Origin of the sequence: Kocuria kalidii (assembly GCF_044462225.1) — a bacterium.
Lineage (GTDB): Bacteria > Actinomycetota > Actinomycetes > Actinomycetales > Micrococcaceae > Kocuria > Kocuria kalidii.
This window is the reverse complement of record NZ_JBISWJ010000019.1, coordinates 1-18924: the sequence shown is the minus strand read 5'-3', so window position 1 is coordinate 18924 and position 18924 is coordinate 1. Positions and strand designations below refer to the sequence as shown.

The following is an 18924-nucleotide window of genomic DNA, read 5'->3' as shown; positions in this document are numbered from 1 at the left end:
GGGGTGGGTGGGGGTCAGGCGTCGATGACGACGACGGTGACCAGCGGGGCCCGCCGGTAGGCCCGCTCCAGGTGGCGGGTGACGGTCTGGGCGATGAGCGCTTCGAGGTCCTCGAGGTCCTCCAGCTTGGCGGCGGACTCCCGGCCCAGGGCCGCGGTGACCTTGGCCACGGCCCCGTCGAAGACCTGGGCGTCGTGCACGAAGCCCTTGGCGATGAACTCCAACGGCTCGGTCAGCGCGTTGGTGTCCGCGTCGACGATCGCGACCACGGTCACCACCCCGCCCTCCTGCAGCATCCGCCGCTCCACCAGGGTCTCCTCGGTGACCTTGCCCACGGTGTGCCCGTCGACGTAGACCAGCCCGGCCTCGACCTGCCCGGAGATCCTCGCCCGCCCGTCGATCAGATCCACCGTGGTGCCGTCACGGCCGATCAGCACCTTGCCCGGATCGATCCCGGTGCGGATCGCCAGCTCCGCGTTGGCGTGCAGGTGCTTGGACTCCCCGTGCACCGGCAGCACGTGGGTGGGACGCACGATGTTGTAGCAGTACACCAGCTCCCCGGCCGAGGCGTGCCCGGAGACGTGGACCTTCGCGTTGCCCTTGTGCACGACCTTCACCCCGAGATCGGTGAGCTTGTTGATGATCCCGTAGATCGCGTTCTCGTTGCCCGGGATCAACGACGACGCCAGCAGCACCGTGTCCCCCGGGGAGAGCCGGATCTGATGGGTCTCCGAGGCCATCCGCGACAGTGCCGCCAGCGGCTCCCCCTGGGACCCGGTGCACACCAGGGCGACCTTGGTCTCGGGCATGGAGCGCAGCTTCTTGAAATCCACCACCAACCCGGCCGGGATCTTCAGATACCCCAGCTCCGCGGCGATGCCCATGTTCTTCACCATCGACCGGCCCACGAACGCGACCTTGCGCCCGTGGGCGTGCGCGGCGTCGAGGACCTGCTGGATCCGGTGGATGTGCGAGGCGAAACTGGAGACGATGATCCGCTTCGGGGCGGTGGCGAAGACCTGATCGATCGCCGGGGTCAGATCCCGCTCCGAGGTCGTGAACCCCGGGACCTCGGCATTGGTGGAATCGGTGAGGAACAGATCCACCCCCTCCTCACCCAACCGCGCGAAGTGCCGCAGATCCGTGATCCGCTCGTCCAGCGGGAACTGGTCCATCTTGAAGTCCCCGGTGTGCAGCACCAACCCCGCGTCCGTGCGGATCGCCACCGCCAACCCGTCCGGGATGGAATGGTTCACCGCCACGAACTCGCACTCGAACGGACCCGCCACATGCCGGTCCCCGGCCTCCACGTGCACCGTGGTCGGGGTGATCCGGTGCTCGGTGAGCTTCGCGGTGATGAACGCCAACGTCAGCTCGGAGCCGATCACCGGGATGTCCGGGCGCTCCTTGAGCAGATACGGCACCCCCCCGATGTGATCCTCGTGCCCATGCGTGAGCACGATCCCCACGATGTCCTTCAACCGATCCCGGATCGCGGTGAAATCCGGCAGGATCACATCGATCCCGGGCTGATGCTCCTCCGGGAACAACACCCCGCAATCGACCACCAACAACTTCCCCCCGAACTCGAACACCGTCATGTTCCGCCCGATCTCCCCCAAACCCCCCAACGGAATCACCCGCAACCCCCCCACAGGCAACGACGGCGGAGACTTGAGCTTACGAGAGGGAGTGGCCAAAGGATCACGCTTTCATCATGGGGTGGAGCCGGTCAGCGCGGACGGCTCTCGTCGAGCTCGGTCCGCGCGCGGTGCGCGACGGCACCGGGAAGTCTGGACCAACTCTAACGTCAAGGCAGTCCCGATGCCGACGAGCGGGCCCCGCCGCTCCCTGGCCGGCTGCTCAGCGAGGGGCTGTTCGAGGCGCGCGGCCGGGGCGCCGCCTCGAGGGGAGCACGATCCGGTCGAGGTCCTGTGCGGCGACCACGGTCGCCCCGCCGGCACGCACCCGCGCCAGCTCGGCGAGCCGGTCGACGTCGGTGTACCGCGACGAGAAGTGGGTGAGGACGAGCATGCCGACGCCCCCGCCGGCGGCCAGCGCACCCGCCTGGCCGGCGGTGAGGTGGCGGTACCGTGCGGCGAGGGCGGCGTCGTCGTCGGCGAAGGTGGACTCGGCCACGAGCAGATCGACTCCGTCGGCGAGCTCTTCGGCGCCCGGGCACGGCGCCGTGTCCATGACGAGGGCGAAGCGCCGGCCCGGTCGCGGCTCGGACACGTCCTCGAGGCGCACTCCGCGCAGCCGCCCCTCGCGCCGGAGGCGGCCGACGTCGGGGCCGGTGATCCCGGCCGCGGCGAGCCGGTCCGGCAGGAACGTGCGGCCGTCGGGCTCCACGAGCCGGTAGCCGTAGGTCTCCACGCGGTGGAGCAGGGGCCGGACCTCGAGCCCTGCCGCGACCGGACCGGGGCCGGCGTGCGGGTGCCGCCGCAGATCGAGGCCGGGGGTCGCGAGGGACACCAGCGCCCGGACCACGTCCTCGCCGGACGCGGGGTAGTGCAGGTGCACCGGGTGGGCGACGCCGTCCAGGACCATGCGCGAGAGCACCCCCGGCAGCCCGAGGCAGTGGTCGCCGTGGACGTGGGTGAGGCAGATGCGCGTGACCCGGTGGGACGACACGCCTGCCAGGGTCATCTGCCGCTGGGTGCCCTCGCCGGGGTCGAAGAGCAGGCCCTCGCCGTTCCAGCGCAGCAGGTACCCGTTGTGGTTGCGGGTGCGCGTGGGGACCTGGGAGGCGGTGCCGAGCACGACGAGCTCATGCATGGAACCGAGTGTGCCACCCCGGCGCGGAGCTCCTCGGGAGTTCGACAGGAACCGTCACGACGGCGTCCAGCGCCCCGGGTGGTCGTGTGCGGGGACCGTGCGGATCCCCGGGCGCTGCTGCGCCGGTCACCGGCCGAGATCGACCCAGTCCATGGTCCGGGCGCTGTTCGCCGGGACCGGCCCGGCGAGCGCCGGCTCGGGCAGGAGGACGACCAGACCGGAGAAGGTGCGGACGGCCAACGGGGACCGGGTGTCCACGGGGGAGGACACGGGTGCCGTCCCTGTCCGGTGCAGGCGCGTCGCGTAGCCCAGGACCAGGAGGCCGGCCACGGCCAGGCCCACCCCCACCCACGCGGGGGAGCGGTAGCCCCAGCCGGCGGAGATGACGGTGCCGCCGAGGAAGGCGCCCATGGCGTTGGCCAGGTTGAAGGCCGCGTGGTTCATGGCGGCGGTCAGGGACGGGGCGTCCTTGGCCTCGCGGAGCAGGCGCATCTGCAGCGCGGTGCTGAAGAGGGCGCCCATGGCGCCGATCCACAGCACCCCCAGGACGGCTGCGACCGCGGAGTGGGCGAACAGGCCGAAGAAGGCCAGTGCCACGCCGGAGACGGCGCCCGCACCCAGGGCGGTCCGCTCGATGGAGCGGTCCAGCAGCGGGCCCGCCAGCAGGGAACCCGCGGTCATGCCCACCCCGTACACGGCCAGCACCCACGGCACCGCGGAGATGCCGAGGCCGCTGAGCTCGGTCAGGATCGGGGAGATGTACGTGTACACGGCGAACATCCCGCCGAAGCCCACCGCCCCGGCCACGAGGGTGAGGGCCACCTGAGGGCGGCCCAGGGCGCGGATCTCCTGGGCCACGGAGACGCCGCCGCCGTTGTGGGTGCGCGGCACCCACAGGGCGAGGGCGGCCACGGTCAGCAGGCCGATGACCACCACGAGCCCGTAGCCGGACCGCCAGCCGAGGGTCCCGCCGAGCACGGCGGCGAGGGGCACGCCCACGATGTTCGCGACGGTGAGGCCGAGGGCCACGCGGGCCACGGCCGTGCCGCGCCGTTCGCGCGGCACCAGGGAGGAGGCCACCACTGCGGCGACCCCGAAGTAGGCGCCGTGGGGCAGGCCCGAGAGGAACCGTGCCACGTACAGCCACTCGAGGGAGGGGGCGGCCGCCGACAGGACGTTGCCCGCGGTGAACGCGCCCATGAGCCCGAGCAGGAGCGTCTTGCGCTCCACCCGGGAGGTCAGGGACGTGATGAGCGGTGCGCCGACCACCACGCCCAGCGCGTAGAGCGCGATGGCGTGCCCGGAGGCGGGGATCGAGGCGTCGAGGTCCTCGGCGATGAAGGGGAGCAGGCCCATCGAGGCGAACTCGGTGGTGCCCACGCCGAAGCCGCCGAGGGCGAGGGCGAGGAGGGCGAGGCGGATGCCGTTGCGGTCCGGGGCGTTGACCACCTGGAGCACGGCAGTGCGAGGTGCGGACATGGCTGGTCCTTCCGTGTGGAGCAAGGGGGGTGAGGAAGGCGCGTCGGCGAGCCCAACGAGGTGACACGTTCGATGCTACGGACGATCTCGAGGACATCCAACGCCTCGGGAGTGTGATCTTGGACAGATCGAACATGTGTGTGATATGGATCGCGCTCCGTGCGCACCCGGCGCGGCCCGGGGCCGACTGCTATGTTCTTCAGGACGTCGACAGGCCTCCCGCAGGGGCCGCGCGGAACGAGGGGCAGGCTGGAGGGCGGATGGAGCGAACCGACGCCTGGGACGACGCGCTCCACGTCGTGGAACTCTCGCGCCCCACTCTCAAGGACTCGACCGAGGCGCTGATCCGCCGGGCGCTGCTCAGCGGGGCCATGAGGCCGGGGGAGATCTACTCCGCCAACGCCCTCGCCGCCCGCCTCGGGGTGTCCAACAGCCCCGCCCGCGAGGCCATGATGTCCCTGGCCAACAAGGGCCTGCTCCAACTCGTCCGCAACCGCGGCTTCCGCGTGGTGGAGCTGACGGACCGCGACAGGCAGGAGGTCTACGACCTCCGCCGCCTCGTCGAGGTGGAGGCGGTGCGCCGTGTGGCCGAGTCCGGCGTCACGGCCGAGGACGCGGTCCTGCTGCGGAGGCTGACGGAGGAGACCGTGGCCGCGGCCGCCGCGGACGGGATGCTGGAGTACCTCGAGGCCGACCAGCGCTTCCACGCGGCCCTCGTGGGCCTGCTCGGGAACGCCCGGTGGACCGCGATCGTGGAGAACCTGCGGGACCAGTCCCGCATCAATGGCTCCTACCACCTGCAGGAGCGCGGGCTGCTGGAGAGCTCCGCCGCGGAGCACCGGGGCATCACCGAGGCCGTCGTCGGCGGCGACCCGGAGCTCGCGGCCGAGCGGATGGTCCGCCACCTGGACTACGCCCGCCCGTGAACGTCCGGTCACCCGGCGGGAGGCTGCGGCGGACCGGGGACGGACCGGTGCCGCACCCCGCGGTGGGTAGGGCGGCCCTCGGCGCCGGAACCGGGCCCGGGCCCGGGGAAAGAGTGCCCCGGTCGCGAGAAGAACGGACCCGACCCTTGACCGGCGCCGGGCACCCGATCATGCTGGTTATCGATAACCGATGACATAGGCGGCGTGGGTCGGAGAGCCAGCTCGGACGGAGCCGGCGGAGGGAGGGCCCGTGGTGGACCAGATCGTCGAGCTGGACCCGACCTATGCCACCGTCCAGCCCCCGGCCGCCGACGTGGTCGTCGTCGGCGGCGGGATCATGGGCCTGAGCACCGCCTGGCACCTCGCGGTCCGGGGGGTGCGCAACATCGTGGTCGTGGAGCGCGCCGAGCTGGGCAGCGGGTCCTCCGCCAAGCCCCTGGGCGGCGTGCGGGCGAACTTCTCCGACCCGGGCAACATCGAGCTCGGCCGTCGCTCGCTGGAGGCCTTCCGGCGCTTCCCGCAGCAGTTCGGGGCGGACATCGGGTTCCAGCAGGTGGGCTACCTGTTCCTGTGCCGGTCCGCGGCGGAGGTCGCCGACCTGGAGGGAGCCACCGAGGTCCAGAACGGACTGGGGGTCGACAGCCGCATGGTGTCCCCCCGCGAGGCCGCCGAGATCAACCCGCTGCTCGACCCGGCGGCGCTGACGGGGGCCTCGTTCTCCCCCGGGGACGGGTTCGCGGCCCCGGGTGCGGTGGTCGCCGCCTACGCGGCCGCGTCCGTGGCGCTCGGCGTGACGATCCTCGACCGCACCCAGGTCGTGGACGTCCAGCGCGACGCCGGCGGCGTCGAGTCGGTGACCACGAACCGGGGCACGATCCGCACGGGTGCGGTCGTGTGCTGCGCCGGGGCGTGGAGCGCCCGGATCGGCGCCATGGTCGGGGTGGACCTGCCGGTCACCCCCGTCCGGCGCCTCATCGGCCTCACGCGCCAGCGGGTGGTCCCCTACCCGACGGTGCCCTTCACACTGGACCTCTCGACCACGTTCTACCACCACAACTACCGCAACGGGCTGCTGCTGGGCATCTCCCACCAGCAGGAGCCCGGGTTCGCCCGCGAGTTCGACTACGACTGGCTGCCCGAGCTGAACGCCGCGGCCGGCGTGTGCGCCCCGCAGCTCGAGAACCCCGACCTGGAGGGCGGCTGGGCCGGCCTCTACGAGAACACCCCGGACCGGAACGCACTCATCGGCGAGGCCCGCGAGCTGCCCGGCTTTTTCTACGCCACAGGGTTCTCCGGGCACGGGTTCCTCCAGGGCCCCGCAGTGGGGGAGCTGGTGGCCGACCTCTTCCTGGGGCGCCCGTCCTTCCTGGACCCCGGCCACTTCTCCGCGGACCGCTTCTCCGCCGCCGCGTCCGGGCTGCACGAAGTGAACATCATCTGAACCCCGTCCCGAGCACGTCGAGAGGAACCACCGCCATGACCTTCCAGCAGCTGTGGCAGCTGCGGGCCCGGTTCGCCCGCAGCCTGTCCACGATGTACGGCGCGGAGGTGCCGGCCTACACCACCCTGGTCGACGTCTCGGCCGCCGTGAACGAGGACTTCCTGGCGCGCCACGGCGCCGACGCGCAGCGCCTGGGCAGCATCGACCGGGTCACGGCCGAGCGCCACGGCGCGATCCGGGTGGGCTCGCCCCGGGAGATGGCGCATGTGGCACGGGTCTTCGCCGCGTTCGGCATGCACCCCGTGGGCTTCTACGACCTGCGCGACGCCTCGTCGTCCTCCGTGCCGGTGGTCTCCACCGCCTTCCGCCCCGTCGAGCCCGAGGAGCTGGCCCGCAACCCGTTCCGGGTCTTCACCTCGATGCTCGCCGCCGACGACCCCCGCTTCTTCGACCCGGTGCTCCAGCAGCGGCTCCAGGAGTTCTTCGACCACCGCACCCTGTTCCCGGAGGAGCTGCTCGACCTCGCGGACCGGGCCGCCGAGCACGGGGGCCTGGCGGACGACGACGCCGAGCGGCTGCTGGACCTGGCCACCGGGGCGTTCGAGCTCTCCGGTGACCCGGTGGACCACGCCTGGTACCGGGAGCTCGAGGCCGTCTCGGCCGTGGCCGCCGACATCGGCGGGGTCCCCACCACCCACATCAACCACCTCACGCCGCGCGTGCTGGACATCGACGACCTCTACGCCCGGATGCAGGCGCTGGGGATCACGATGATCGACGAGATCCAGGGGCCGCCGCGCTGGGACGGTCCCGACGTGCTGCTGCGGCAGACCTCCTTCCGCGCCCTCGCGGAGGACCGGGTCTTCCGCTTCGAGGACGGCACCGTGGGCCCCGGTGAGCTGCGGGTGCGCTTCGGGGAGGTCGAGCAGCGCGGCATCGCCCTCACCCGGGCCGGACGGGACCTGTACGACCGGATGATCGACGAGACCGACCGCCGGCTGGCGGCCGGGGAGGGCGGCGGGGTCCGGGTCGACGTCGCCCGCTCCGTGTGGGAGGAGCACCTGCCCCGGACCGAGCAGGAGCTGGCGGTCCAGGGCCTGGCGTACTTCACCTACGTCCTCGACCCGGACGCCCTCGCCCGGGCGGGGGAGGACCGTCCGGGCCCGGAGACCGAGCTCGCGGTGCTGGTCGAGTCCGGCGTCGCGGTGCCGGAGCCCATCGTCTACGAGGACTTCCTGCCCCGGTCCGCCGCCGGGATCTTCCGCTCCAACCTCAGCGACGAGGGCTCGCGCGACGACGCCCGGACCGGCACCGACTACGACCTCACCGTGCTGTCCGACATCGTCGGCCGTCCGGTCGCCGACCCCCACGACCTGTACCGGCGTCAGCAGGACGCGTCGGTGGCCCGGCTGCGCGAGCAGCTCGCCGCCGCCGTCGTCGCACGTTGAGCACCGCACCCGCACCCCGTGCCCGCCCGGGGCGCGCCCACCTCAGCACACCGCACCACACGTGAGCACACTCGAGCCCAAGGAGAGACACCATGTCGCAGACCGCCCAGGAGACCACCCTCGCCGCCGACGTCCGCCGCGCCCTCCGCGCGTGCGGGGTCGACGTCGACGCCCTCTCCGGCGAGCTCGAAGCCCGCAGCCCCCTGACCGGTGAGGTGCTGACCACCCTGCCGGCGGCCTCCGACGAGGACGTGACCGCGGCCGTGGGCCGGGCCCACGAGGCCTTCCCGGGCTGGCGCGACGTCCCGGCGCCGGCGCGCGGCGCCGTGGTCAAGCGGTGGGGCGAGCTGCTCGCCGAGCACAAGGCGGACCTCGCCGTGCTGGTGCAGGCCGAGGCCGGCAAGATCACCTCGGAGGCCCTCGGCGAGGTGCAGGAGATGATCGACATCTGCGACTTCGCCGTCGGCCAGTCCCGCATGCTCTACGGCCGCACCATGCCCTCCGAGCGCCCCGGGCACCGGCTCATGGAGACGTGGCACCCCCTGGGCGTGGTCGGCGTGATCTCGGCCTTCAACTTCCCCGTGGCCGTCCACTCCTGGAACACCGCCCTTGCCCTGGTCTGCGGCGACACCGTGGTGTGGAAGCCCTCCGAGACGGCTCTCCTCTGCGCGCTCGGCGCCGACGCCCTGCTGCGCCGTGCCGCCGCGGACTGCGCGGCGCCGGCCGGCATCCACCAGCTCGTGCTCGCCGGCCGTGCGGGCGGCGAGCGTCTCGTCGACGACCCCCGGGTGGCCCTGGTCTCGGCCACCGGATCGGTGCGCATGGGCCGGGAGGTCGGCCCGCGCGTGGCCGCCCGCTTCGGCCGGGCCCTGCTGGAGCTGGGCGGCAACAACGCCGCGATCGTCGCCCCCAGTGCCGATCTCGACCTCGCCCTGCGGGGCATCGTCTTCTCCGCCGTGGGCACGGCGGGACAGCGCTGCACCACGATGCGGCGCCTGATCGTGCACGAGTCCGTCGTGGACGTCCTCACGGAGAAGCTGGTCCAGGCCTACGGCACCCTGAGCATCGGGGACCCCCGCGAGGCCACGAACCTGGTGGGCCCGCTGATCGACGAGCGCAGCCACGACGCCATGCAAGAGGCGCTGCGCTCGGCCGAGGAGCAGGGCGGCACGGTGCTGACCGGCGGGGAGCGGGTGCTGGCGGAGGAGCAGCCCGGCGCCTTCTACGTGCAGCCGGCCATCGTGCGGATGCCGGCGCAGAGCGAGGTCGTGCAGGAGGAGACCTTCGCCCCGATCCTCTACGTGCTCACCTACTCGCAGTTCGCCGAGGCGATCGAGCTGCAGAACGGTGTGCCGCAGGGGCTGTCCTCGGCGGTCTTCACCGAGGACCAGGCCGAGGCCGAGCGGTTCCTCTCCGCGGCCGGCTCCGACTGCGGCATCGCCAACGTGAACATCGGCACCTCCGGTGCGGAGATCGGCGGGGCGTTCGGCGGGGAGAAGGAGACCGGTGGCGGACGGGAGTCCGGATCGGACTCGTGGAAGGCCTACATGCGCCAGGCCACCAACACCGTCAACTACTCCGGGCAGCTGCCCCTGGCCCAAGGGGTCGAGTTCGTCTGAGCCACCGGACCGTCAGGGGCGGCAACGGGGCCGGCCGGCCCCGTTGCCGCCGGTCGCAGCCCTGCCGGGGACCGCGTCACGACCCTGCGAGGCCTGGTCCGCCGGTGCCCGGCGGCCTAGAGTCAGGAGTGATCAGCGCGCTGTCGGACGGCGGACCGAGGGCGGCCGGATCAGGGTGCTGCGCCCCGGTGCTGCCGGCCGCGGAACCGCACCACCACGCAACCACGACGCCGAGGAGGCACCTCCCATGACCGACACCCACGCCGACGGACCGGTCCGGGATGTCGTCGACATCCTCACGACCGACCACCGGGAGATGTTCGAGCTGCTCGGCCAGATCGAGGGCACTCCGGACGCGGACCGGCGCCGGGACCTGGCCGACACGGTGATCGCGGAGGTCATGCGCCACGCGGTCGCCGAGGAGATGCACGTCTACCCGGTGATGAAGAAGCACCTGCCCGGCGGTGCCGAGGAGGTCGAGCACGACAAGCAGGAGCACGACGAGATCGTCCAGGTCATGAAGCGGGTGGAGGGCGTCGACGCCTCCGACCCGGAGTTCATGGAGCTGGTCCGTGAGCTGCAGGCGCAGCTGCGCCACCACATCGACGACGAGGAGTCCGACCAGTTCCCCAAGCTGCGCGCCCACATCCCGGCCGAGGACCTCGTCGAGCTGGGCGAGAAGGTGCAGAACGCCAAGAAGCTGGCGCCGACCCGGCCGCATCCCTCCGCCCCGCACTCCGCGCTGTTCCACAAGACCGTCGGGCCCGGTGTCGGCATGATCGACCGGCTCCGCGACCGGCTGACGGGGCGGAGCACCGGCTAGGCCCGCGGCGCGACCCCGGCACCACCCCCACGGACCCCCGCGGGGCGAGCACCTCCCGAGGCTCGCCCCGCAGGGGTCCGTGCCGTGCCGACGCCGGGGCAGCGCAGGGGTTCCGCGGCGGTGGCACGCCCGGGCCGCGGTGCTCCGGAGCGGTGGTGCTCCGGAGCGGTGGTGGACGGAGCGGTGGCGGACGGCGCTCCCTCGTCCGGGGAGCTGCGGGAATACGTCCTGTCCACCCAGGGTTGAGTGCGATAGACTCAGGTTAGCTGAACTGCCCGACCGCATTCGTCAGCGCGGGTCGCCCGGGTCGGTTCGTCCCCGTCCGTCCGTCCTCAAGGAGCCGCAGTGGAGACCAAGTTCACCACCAAGTCCCAGGAGGCGCTCTCCGCCGCCTCCGCCAACGCCTCGACCGCGGGCAATCCCCAGGTCGAGCCCGCCCACCTCCTGAAGGCCCTCCTGGACCAGCGCGAGGGGGTGGCCGTCGCCGTCCTGAAGGCCACCGGGGCCGACGTCGACGCCGTCTCCGCGCAGGCCAGCGCCGCCATCAAGGCCCTGCCCTCCGCCTCCGGGTCCTCCACGGCGCAGGCCCAGTTCAACCGGGGCGCGCTGCAGGTCCTCCAGGCCGCGGAGCAGTTCGCCAAGTCCCTCGGGGACGAGTACATCTCCACCGAGCACCTCCTGTACGGCCTCGCCCAGCACGAGGGGAGGGTCGGGGAGGTCCTGTGCGGCGCGGGCGCCGGCCCCGAGCAGCTCAGGACCGCCGTCCCGTCCGTGCGAGGGGACCGCCGGGTCACCACTCCCGACCCCGAGGGCACGTTCCAGGCGCTCGAGAAGTTCGGTGCCGACCTGACCGCCATGGCCCGCGAGGGCAAGCTGGACCCCGTCATCGGGCGGGACTCCGAGATCCGGCGGGTGGTGCAGGTGCTCTCGCGCCGCACGAAGAACAACCCCGTCCTGATCGGTGAGCCCGGCGTCGGCAAGACCGCCGTCGTCGAGGGCCTCGCCCAGCGCATGGTGGCCGGGGACGTCCCCGAGTCCCTGCGCGGCAAGACGCTGATCTCCCTGGACCTCGGGTCCATGGTGGCCGGTGCGAAGTACCGCGGCGAGTTCGAGGAGCGGCTCAAGGCCGTACTCGAGGAGATCAAGCAGTCCGAGGGCCAGGTCGTCACGTTCATCGACGAGATCCACACCGTGGTCGGCGCCGGCGCCGCCGAGGGCTCGATGGACGCCGGGAACATGCTCAAGCCCATGCTGGCCCGCGGCGAGCTGCGCCTGATCGGCGCGACCACCCTGGACGAGTACCGCGAGAACATCGAGAAGGACGCCGCCCTCGAGCGGCGCTTCCAGCAGGTCTACGTGGGCGAGCCCTCCGTCGAGGACTCGGTGGCGATCCTGCGCGGCCTCAAGGAGCGCTACGAGGCCCACCACAAGGTGCAGATCGCGGACTCCGCCCTCGTCGCCGCGGCCACGCTGTCCAACCGGTACATCCCGGGCCGGCAGCTCCCGGACAAGGCCATCGACCTGGTCGACGAGGCCGCCTCCCGGCTGCGCATGGAGATCGACTCCGCACCGGAGGAGATCGACCAGCTGCGCCGCGACGTCGACCGCCTGACCATGGAGGAGCTCGCGCTGGAGCGCGAGACCGACCCGGCGTCGGTCGAGCGGCTCGCGGCGCTGCGGCAGGAGCTGGCGGACAGGAAGGCCGACCTGGACGCGCTCAACGCCCGCTGGGAGGCGGAGAAGGCCGGCCTGAACCGGGTCGGCGACCTCAAGGAGCGGATCGACAACCTGCGCTCGCAGGCCGAGATGGCCCAGCGCCAGGGCGACCTCGGGGAGGCCTCCCGGCTGCTCTACGGGGAGATCCCGGCCCTGCAGAAGGAGCTCGACGTCGCCCAGGAGCAGGAGGACACCTCCGCCCCGCACGACACCATGGTCTCGGAGGAGGTCACGGCCGACGACGTCGCCGAGGTGATCTCGGCCTGGACCGGCATCCCCGCCGGGCGCATGCTCCAGGGCGAGACCGACAAGCTGCTGCACATGGAGGAGGTGCTCGGGAAGCGGCTCATCGGCCAGCACCGGGCCGTGCGGGCCGTCGCGGACGCCGTGCGCCGCTCCCGCGCCGGCATCTCCGACCCGGACCGGCCGATCGGCTCGTTCCTGTTCCTGGGCCCCACCGGCGTGGGCAAGACCGAGCTCGCGAAGTCCCTGGCGGAGTTCCAGTTCGACGACGAGCGCGCGCTGGTGCGGATCGACATGTCCGAGTACGGCGAGAAGCACACGGTGTCCCGGCTGGTCGGCGCCCCTCCCGGCTACGTCGGCTACGAGGCGGGCGGGCAGCTCACCGAGTCCGTGCGGCGCCGGCCGTACTCGGTGGTCCTGCTCGACGAGATCGAGAAGGCCCACCCGGACGTCTTCGACATCCTGCTGCAGGTCCTCGACGACGGCCGGCTCACCGACGGGCAGGGGCGCACGGTGGACTTCCGCAACGTGATCCTCATCCTCACCTCCAACCTGGGCAGCCAGTTCCTGGTGGACCAGACCGTCGAGCAGGAGACGAAGAGGCAGGCGGTGATGAACGTGGTCAACGCCTCGTTCAAGCCCGAGTTCCTCAACCGGCTCGACGACGTGATCCTGTTCGAGCCGCTCTCCACGGCCGACCTGAGCCGGATCGTGGACATCCAGGTCGCCCAGCTGGCCGAGCGCCTCGGGCAGCGCCGCCTGAGCCTGGAGGTCACACCGGCGGCGACCGAGTGGCTGGGCATCACCGGGTACGACCCGGCCTACGGCGCGCGTCCGCTGCGCCGGCTCGTGCAGCGCGAGATCGGCGACAAGCTCGCCAGGGCGATCCTCTCCGGAGCGGTCACCGACGGCGACACCGTCCGGGTGGACGTCGACGCCGACGTCGTGGCGGACGGGCTCACCGTCACCGCCGCCGCCGGGGAGGCCCGCGCCGCGGGCTGAGATCCGCTCGGCAGGGGTGGCGGGCCACCGCCGGGGGAGCCCGGCCGGGGTCCGCCACCGCGCGGCCCCGGACCCCGTCCGGGGCGCCTCCCGTGAGGTTGCCGACAGTCCCGCGCCCGGGCGCGGGGCCGGGCGCGAGGGGCTGACAAACCATGTACCCTGGTCTCACGAACCATTCATACGACATTTCCGGGGCCGTACTCTGTGCCTGAGTGCCGCCGTCCGGACCAAGAGACAGAGGGGGTCACGCCATGGGGCGCGGCCGTCAAAAGGCTAAGGCGACACGGCAGGCGCGGGAGATGAAGTACTTCAGCCCGCAGACCGACCTCACGGCACTCCAGCGGGAACTGCGCGGCAGCGAGCAGATGCCCCCGCTGCGGGAACCGGTCGAGGAGACCGTCGAGGAGGACGAGGACGACTACTCGGCCTACGTCGACAAGTACGCCGACGACTACGACGAGGACTTCCGCCGGTAAGCACCGGGAGCTCCGCTCGTCTCCACCGATATCGCGCAACCAGGTGCCCGTCCAGGACGAGCACCTTCTTTGCGTCCCCCGCAACGCCCCGCCGGCCACCCGAGGCCGACGGGGCGTTCGCCGTGCTCCCCGGGGCGGTCAGCGGGCGTAGGTGCTGACCATGCGCACGGCGCCGCCGTCCACGCCCTTGGCGCCCTGCACCCGGTCGGGGCCGCCGTGGTCGGCGTCCGGGTCGATCTCGGCCACGGTGCCCATGACCCACGAGCTCAGGCCGCGCGCCGTGAGGTGGGCGACGGCGTCCTCGGCGACCGACGGGTCGACGATCGCGACCATGCCCACGCCGAGGTTGAGGGTCCGCTCGAGGTCCGGCAGCGGGACGTTGCCGAGCTGGCCGATCAGCTGGAAGATCGCGGGCAGCTCCCACGTGCTGCGGTCCACCGTCGCCTCGAGCCCGGCGGGCAGCACGCGGGCGAGGTTCGCGGCGAGACCGCCGCCGGTCACGTGGCTGAAGCCGCGGACGCCGTGGCCCGTGGTCCGGCCGGGACCGTTGACGGGGAAGGCGGCCGCGAGGTCGAGGACGTCGGCGGCGTAGACACGGGTGGGCTCGAGCAGCTCCTCGCCCAGGGTGCGGCCCAGCTCGGAGACCTGGCGGTCCAGGGACCACCCGGCCACGTTGATGACCTTGCGGACCAGGGAGTACCCATTGGAGTGCAGCCCGGAGGACGCCATGCCGATGACCACGTCCCCGGCGCGCACGCGATCCGGGCCCAGCAGCTCGTCGGCCTCGACCACGCCGGTGGCGGCGCCCGCCACGTCGTACTCGTCCGGGCGCAGCAGTCCCGGGTGCTCGGCGGTCTCGCCGCCGACCAGGGCGGTGCCGGCCTGCTCGCAGGCCGCTGCGATGCCGCGCACGATGTCCGCGATGCGCTCGGGCACCACACGGCCCGTCGCGATGTAGTCGGTCATGTACAGCGGCTTGGCGCCCACCACGACGATGTCGTCGACCACCATGCCCACGAGGTCGAAGCCGATCGTGTCGTGCACGTCGAGGGTCTGGGCGATTGCGACCTTCGTCCCCACGCCGTCGGTCGAGGTGGCGAGGTAGGGCCTGCGGTAGGCGAGCAGCTCCGAGACGTCGAACAGACCGGCGAACCCGCCGACCCCGCCGACCACGCCCGGGGTGTGCGTGGCCTTGACCGCGCTCTTCATGAGCTCCACGGCGCGGTCTCCCGCCTCGACGTCCACGCCCGCGCTGGCGTAGGTGACGGTGCGGTTCGTGGAGGAGGGGGACTGGGCCATGTCAGGCGTCCTTCGCGGTCTGGTGCTGGGCGGTCTGGTGCGGGGTGCTGGGCCGGGCTGCGGGCCGGGAGGCCGGCGCGGTGGTGGGCTCGGCCGGGATCCGGTCCTCCGGCAGGAGCAGGTCCTCGAGGTCGGAGTCCGGTCCGGGGTCGCACCCGGTGGAGGTCTCCTGCGTGCCGGGGTCCGCGTCGGAGATTCTCGTGCCCCCGGCGTGCCGGGGGGAGAGTCCGTCGGTGGCCGAGGGACGGGTGTCGATGGACACCGCGGAGGCGTGCTCCGGACGCTGCGCCACGCCCGGTCCGGCCGCCGCCCGGCGGGGCGAGGAGTCCACCGGCGTGCGGGTCTCGAAGACGTTCTTGCCCAGCTTGTCCGCGTCCGGCAGGCGGGTGGGATAGGTCCCGGAGAAGCACGCGGTGCACAGCTCGCCGCGCCCCTGCAGGGTCGACTCGATCATCCCGTCCTCGGAGATGTAGCCGAGGGAGTCGGCCCCGAGGGACGCCCGGATCTCCTCGACCCCGAGGCCGTTGGCGATCAGCTCGGCGCGGGACGCGAAGTCGATGCCGTAGAAGCACGGCCACTTGATGGGCGGCGAGGAGATGCGCACGTGGATCTCGGCGGCCCCGGCCTCCCGGAGCATCCGGATCAGGGCGCGCTGGGTGTTGCCGCGCACGATCGAGTCGTCGATGACCACGAGCCGCCTGCCGGCCACCACGGACTTCAACGGGTTGAGCTTCAGCCGGATGCCGAGCTGGCGGATGGTGTCCGAGGGCTGGATGAACGTTCGTCCCACATAGGCGTTCTTGACCAGCCCGTTGCCGAACGGGATGCCGGACTCCTCGGCGTAGCCGATCGCGGCCGGGGTCCCGGACTCGGGGGTCGGCATGACGAGGTCCGCGTCGACCCAGTGCTCCCGGGCGAGCCGGCGGCCCATCTCCACGCGGGACTCGTACACGGAGCGGCCGTTGATGGTCGTGTCCGGGCGAGCCAGGTAGACGTACTCGAACACGCACGCGGCGCGGCGGGTCTCGGCGAAGCGCTGGGAGCGCAGACCGTGCTCGTCGACCGCCACGAACTCGCCCGGCTCGATCTCGCGGACCAGCGACGCCCCGACGATGTCCAGCGCCGCGGTCTCCGAGGCCACCACCCAGCCCCGGTCGAGCCGGCCGAGGACCAGCGGGCGGATTCCCTGCGGGTCGCGGGCGGCGTAGAGGGTGTTCTCGTCCATGAAGGCCAGGCAGAAGGAGCCCACGAGCTGGGGGAGCAGGTGCATGGCCGCGTCCTCGAGCGAGCCGTGCGGGTGCTCGGCCAGCAGCGCGGTGACCAGCGCCGTGTCCGTGGTGTTGCCCTGCGCCATCTCGCCCTGGGAGGGGAAGCCCGACTTGTCCATGAGCTGCTCGTAGAGCTCCGCGGAGTTGGTGAGGTTGCCGTTGTGCGCGAGCGCCACGGTCCCGTGCGGGGTGGCCCCCAGAGTGGGCTGGGCGTTCGCCCAGGAGGACCCGCCCGTGGTCGAGTACCGGCAGTGGCCCACGGCCAGGTGCCCGGTCAGGGTGGTGAGGGTCGCCTCGTCGAAGACCTGCGAGACCAGCCCCATGTCCTTGTACACCGCGATGCGGTGACCGTCGCTCGCGGCGATGCCGGCGGACTCCTGACCCCGGTGCTGCAGGGCGTAGAGGCCGTAGTAGGCCAGCTTCGCGACCTCCTCGCCGGGGGCCCACACGCCGAACACGCCGCACGCGTCCTGGGGGCCCTTCTCTCCGGGGAGCAGGTCGTGGCTGAGTTGTCCATCAGGGCGAACCACGTCGATCAGCCTTCTCTCAAGCTCGGGGGTCGGTGGGCCGGGGGCCGTCCGCCGGCGCACCGGCGGAGTCGTCCTCGTCCCCGTCCACGACCTCGGTGGTGACGGCTCGCGCGCGGGCCACGGAGACGCGGTCCAGCACGAGGGCCACGACGGCCCCCGCCCCCAGGCCCAGCACCGTGCACACGGAGACCATGAACAGGGTCACCGCCCCCTGCGTGAACTGGGCGCTGCCTCCGCCCGAGAGCCCCACGAGCACTCCCACCACGGCGCCGAGGACGCCGCCGAGCAGGACGAACGCCCAGATGTTGGGAGCCCGGCGCAGGGTCATCTGCTGGCTGCCGGAGGCCGCCAGCGGCGCGACCGTCCGCTGCCGGCGGCGCCGGCGCGGACCCTTCCGCGGAGACGGGCGCGCGGAGGGGGAGGAGGGTGTGGAACTCATGCCCTCCAGGCTACCGGGGAAAGAGGGGCAGGGCGTCCGCGAGATCGGTCCGTGTGCCCGAGGCCACAGCGGCGCCCGCGGCGACGGCCTCGGCCCAGGTCACGGAACCCGTCACGAGGCCGAGCCAGGTGCGGGCGTCGGTCTCGACGACGTTGGGCGGCGTGCCGCGGGTGTGCCGCGGCCCGGCCACGCACTGGGTCACGCCGAAGGGCGGGACGCGCACCTCCACGCTGTTGCCGGGGACACGCTCCGCGAGCTCCTCGAGGGAGTAGCGCACCGCGGTGGCCAGGGCCGGGCGCGGGGTGCCGTCGGGGTCCGCGCGCCAGGTGCTCAGGGCCAGGGACCCGTCCGCGGGGTCGATGCGGCGGCGGGCCACGGGTCAGTCCTGCCCGAGCGCCCGGACCAGCTCCGGACCGAGCAGCTCCAGCAGGGGCTCCGCCAGGCGGAGGCGGCCCACGGGACGGGAACCGCCCATGACGGGGCGCACGACCCGCCCGAGCACGGCGGCGGCCGCCGGGGCGGGCACGGCCCCGGCGTGGGCGAGCAGGCTCAGGCCCACGAGGGCGTTGGCGCGGGAGCCGCCGTCCAGGACCTTGAGCGCCACCGACCACCCGCCGCGGGTGCCGATCGCGAGCACGCCCTCCGCGCCGAGCTTCGCCACGACGTCCAGCTCCTCCATCACCACGGTGTTGTACCTTCCCGGCCCGTGCACGAGCTCGGGGTAGTCGAGCATGCACTGGGACACCGTGGCCGCGCGGGCGTCGGCCCTCAGGTTGCCCGCGGCCCGGCCCAGGGTCGAGTACGCACGGGCCAGGCCGGTCAGGGAGATCGCCGCGAGGGGTGCGCCGCAGCCGTCCACGCCCACGTGCGCCACGCGCTCGCCGGAGAACTCCTCGACGGTCTCCAGCACGGTCCGCTGCAGGGGGTGCTCGGGATCGAGGTAGCTGTCCGTGGGCCAGTCGTTCTCGGTGCAGGCCCACAGGAAGGCGGCGTGCTTGCCGGAGCAGTTCATGCAGATCCTGGCCTTGCCGCGCCCTGACCGGACGAGCTCCGTGCGGACCTCCTCGTCCTCCGGCCAGTCCGGCGGGCACTGCAGCGCGTCCTCGGTCAGCCCGGCGGCCCCGAGGATCGAGCTCACGGCGTCGAGCTGCTCGAAGGCCCCGATGTGGGAGGCGGAGGCGATGGCCACCTGGGCTCCGCGCAGCGGGACCCCCGCCTTCATGGCGGCGATGGTCTGGAAGGGCTTGAGCGTGGAGCGGGGGAAGACCGGGGTGCCGATGTCGCCCAGCTCCACCGCCACGCCCCCGTCCGGGTCCAGGACCACGGCGGAGCCGCGGTGGCGGGACTCGACGAAGCCGCTGCGCTCGAGCACGGCGAGGTCCACGGCACGGTCCGAGGTGAAGGTCTGCATGGCCCCAGTATGTCAGCGGGGTCCCG

General features: G+C 72.7%; 15 protein-coding genes. 7 read left to right on the top strand and 8 right to left on the bottom strand.

Going from position 1 to position 18924, the window contains the following annotated elements; translation table 11 throughout:
• Positions 1-14 precede the first annotated feature (14 nt).
• From ACH9D3_RS02625 to ACH9D3_RS02615, 3 genes are all read right to left on the bottom strand, one after another.
• Positions 15-1601, bottom strand: a complete 1587-nt coding sequence (locus ACH9D3_RS02625) for an RNase J family beta-CASP ribonuclease (RefSeq protein ID WP_396409744.1) — start codon at positions 1599-1601, stop codon at positions 15-17.
• 262 nt (positions 1602-1863) lie between these two features.
• Complete coding sequence (locus tag ACH9D3_RS02620) at positions 1864-2778, bottom strand: ribonuclease Z (protein ID WP_396409743.1); 915 nt, start codon at positions 2776-2778, stop codon at positions 1864-1866.
• A 126-nt stretch (positions 2779-2904) separates the two neighbouring features.
• Positions 2905-4257, bottom strand: a complete 1353-nt coding sequence (locus ACH9D3_RS02615) for an MFS transporter (RefSeq protein WP_396401104.1) — start codon at positions 4255-4257, stop codon at positions 2905-2907.
• Between the two features lie 260 nt (positions 4258-4517).
• Between ACH9D3_RS02615 and ACH9D3_RS02610 the strand changes: the two genes are divergently transcribed.
• The 7 genes from ACH9D3_RS02610 to ACH9D3_RS02580 all read left to right on the top strand — a co-directional run bounded on the left by ACH9D3_RS02610 (position 4518) and on the right by ACH9D3_RS02580 (position 13951).
• A complete protein-coding gene (locus ACH9D3_RS02610; protein ID WP_396409742.1) occupies positions 4518-5183 on the top strand; it encodes an FCD domain-containing protein in 666 nt (221 codons plus the stop codon).
• 250 nt (positions 5184-5433) lie between these two features.
• Positions 5434-6624, top strand: a complete 1191-nt coding sequence (locus ACH9D3_RS02605) for an FAD-dependent oxidoreductase (protein WP_396409741.1) — start codon at positions 5434-5436, stop codon at positions 6622-6624.
• Between the two features lie 35 nt (positions 6625-6659).
• A complete protein-coding gene (gene hglS, locus ACH9D3_RS02600; RefSeq protein ID WP_396409740.1) occupies positions 6660-8072 on the top strand; it encodes a 2-oxoadipate dioxygenase/decarboxylase in 1413 nt (470 codons plus the stop codon).
• A 92-nt stretch (positions 8073-8164) separates the two neighbouring features.
• Positions 8165-9691, top strand: coding sequence for an L-piperidine-6-carboxylate dehydrogenase (gene amaB, locus ACH9D3_RS02595; RefSeq protein WP_396409739.1), 1527 nt, complete (start codon positions 8165-8167; stop codon positions 9689-9691).
• A 247-nt stretch (positions 9692-9938) separates the two neighbouring features.
• Positions 9939-10514, top strand: coding sequence for a hemerythrin domain-containing protein (locus ACH9D3_RS02590; RefSeq protein ID WP_396401099.1), 576 nt, complete (start codon positions 9939-9941; stop codon positions 10512-10514).
• 345 nt (positions 10515-10859) lie between these two features.
• Positions 10860-13475: an ATP-dependent chaperone ClpB gene (clpB, locus tag ACH9D3_RS02585; protein WP_396409738.1), complete on the top strand. Its 2616-nt coding sequence runs from the start codon at positions 10860-10862 to the stop codon at positions 13473-13475.
• A 251-nt stretch (positions 13476-13726) separates the two neighbouring features.
• Complete coding sequence (locus tag ACH9D3_RS02580) at positions 13727-13951, top strand: DUF3073 domain-containing protein (RefSeq protein WP_396401097.1); 225 nt, start codon at positions 13727-13729, stop codon at positions 13949-13951.
• Between the two features lie 138 nt (positions 13952-14089).
• On the opposite strand, the gene purM is transcribed toward ACH9D3_RS02580, so the two are convergent.
• Genes purM through ACH9D3_RS02555 form a run of 5 tightly spaced genes read right to left on the bottom strand, consistent with a single transcriptional unit; the run spans position 14090 to position 18898 of the window.
• A complete protein-coding gene (gene purM / locus ACH9D3_RS02575) occupies positions 14090-15250 on the bottom strand; it encodes a phosphoribosylformylglycinamidine cyclo-ligase (RefSeq protein ID WP_396401096.1) in 1161 nt (386 codons plus the stop codon).
• A gap of 1 nt (position 15251) precedes the next feature.
• Entirely contained in the window at positions 15252-17048 is a 1797-nt protein-coding gene (gene purF / locus ACH9D3_RS02570) for an amidophosphoribosyltransferase (RefSeq protein ID WP_396409737.1), read from the bottom strand.
• A 16-nt stretch (positions 17049-17064) separates the two neighbouring features.
• Positions 17065-17487 carry a hypothetical protein gene (locus tag ACH9D3_RS02565; protein WP_396409736.1) on the bottom strand — a complete coding sequence of 141 codons (423 nt, stop codon included), beginning with the start codon at positions 17485-17487 and terminating at the stop codon, positions 17065-17067.
• Between the two features lie 10 nt (positions 17488-17497).
• Positions 17498-17863, bottom strand: coding sequence for a sterol carrier family protein (locus ACH9D3_RS02560; RefSeq protein ID WP_396409735.1), 366 nt, complete (start codon positions 17861-17863; stop codon positions 17498-17500).
• A gap of 3 nt (positions 17864-17866) precedes the next feature.
• Positions 17867-18898 carry an asparaginase gene (locus tag ACH9D3_RS02555; protein ID WP_396409734.1) on the bottom strand — a complete coding sequence of 344 codons (1032 nt, stop codon included), beginning with the start codon at positions 18896-18898 and terminating at the stop codon, positions 17867-17869.
• Positions 18899-18924 lie beyond the last annotated feature (26 nt).

Bases quoted from the DNA above. Each gene is read 5' to 3' on its own strand.
- ACH9D3_RS02625 (WP_396409744.1), bottom strand. From the start codon at position 1,601: ATGACGGTGTTCGAGTTCGGGGGGAAGTTGTTGGTGGTCGATTGCGGG.
- ACH9D3_RS02620 (WP_396409743.1), bottom strand. From the start codon at position 2,778: ATGCATGAGCTCGTCGTGCTCGGCACCGCCTCCCAGGTCCCCACGCGC.
- ACH9D3_RS02615 (WP_396401104.1), bottom strand. From the start codon at position 4,257: ATGTCCGCACCTCGCACTGCCGTGCTCCAGGTGGTCAACGCCCCGGAC.
- ACH9D3_RS02610 (WP_396409742.1), top strand. From the start codon at position 4,518: ATGGAGCGAACCGACGCCTGGGACGACGCGCTCCACGTCGTGGAACTC.
- hglS (WP_396409740.1), top strand. From the start codon at position 6,660: ATGACCTTCCAGCAGCTGTGGCAGCTGCGGGCCCGGTTCGCCCGCAGC.
- amaB (WP_396409739.1), top strand. From the start codon at position 8,165: ATGTCGCAGACCGCCCAGGAGACCACCCTCGCCGCCGACGTCCGCCGC.
- ACH9D3_RS02590 (WP_396401099.1), top strand. From the start codon at position 9,939: ATGACCGACACCCACGCCGACGGACCGGTCCGGGATGTCGTCGACATC.
- ACH9D3_RS02580 (WP_396401097.1), top strand. From the start codon at position 13,727: ATGGGGCGCGGCCGTCAAAAGGCTAAGGCGACACGGCAGGCGCGGGAG.
- purM (WP_396401096.1), bottom strand. From the start codon at position 15,250: ATGGCCCAGTCCCCCTCCTCCACGAACCGCACCGTCACCTACGCCAGC.
- ACH9D3_RS02565 (WP_396409736.1), bottom strand. From the start codon at position 17,487: ATGAGTTCCACACCCTCCTCCCCCTCCGCGCGCCCGTCTCCGCGGAAG.
- ACH9D3_RS02555 (WP_396409734.1), bottom strand. From the start codon at position 18,898: ATGCAGACCTTCACCTCGGACCGTGCCGTGGACCTCGCCGTGCTCGAG.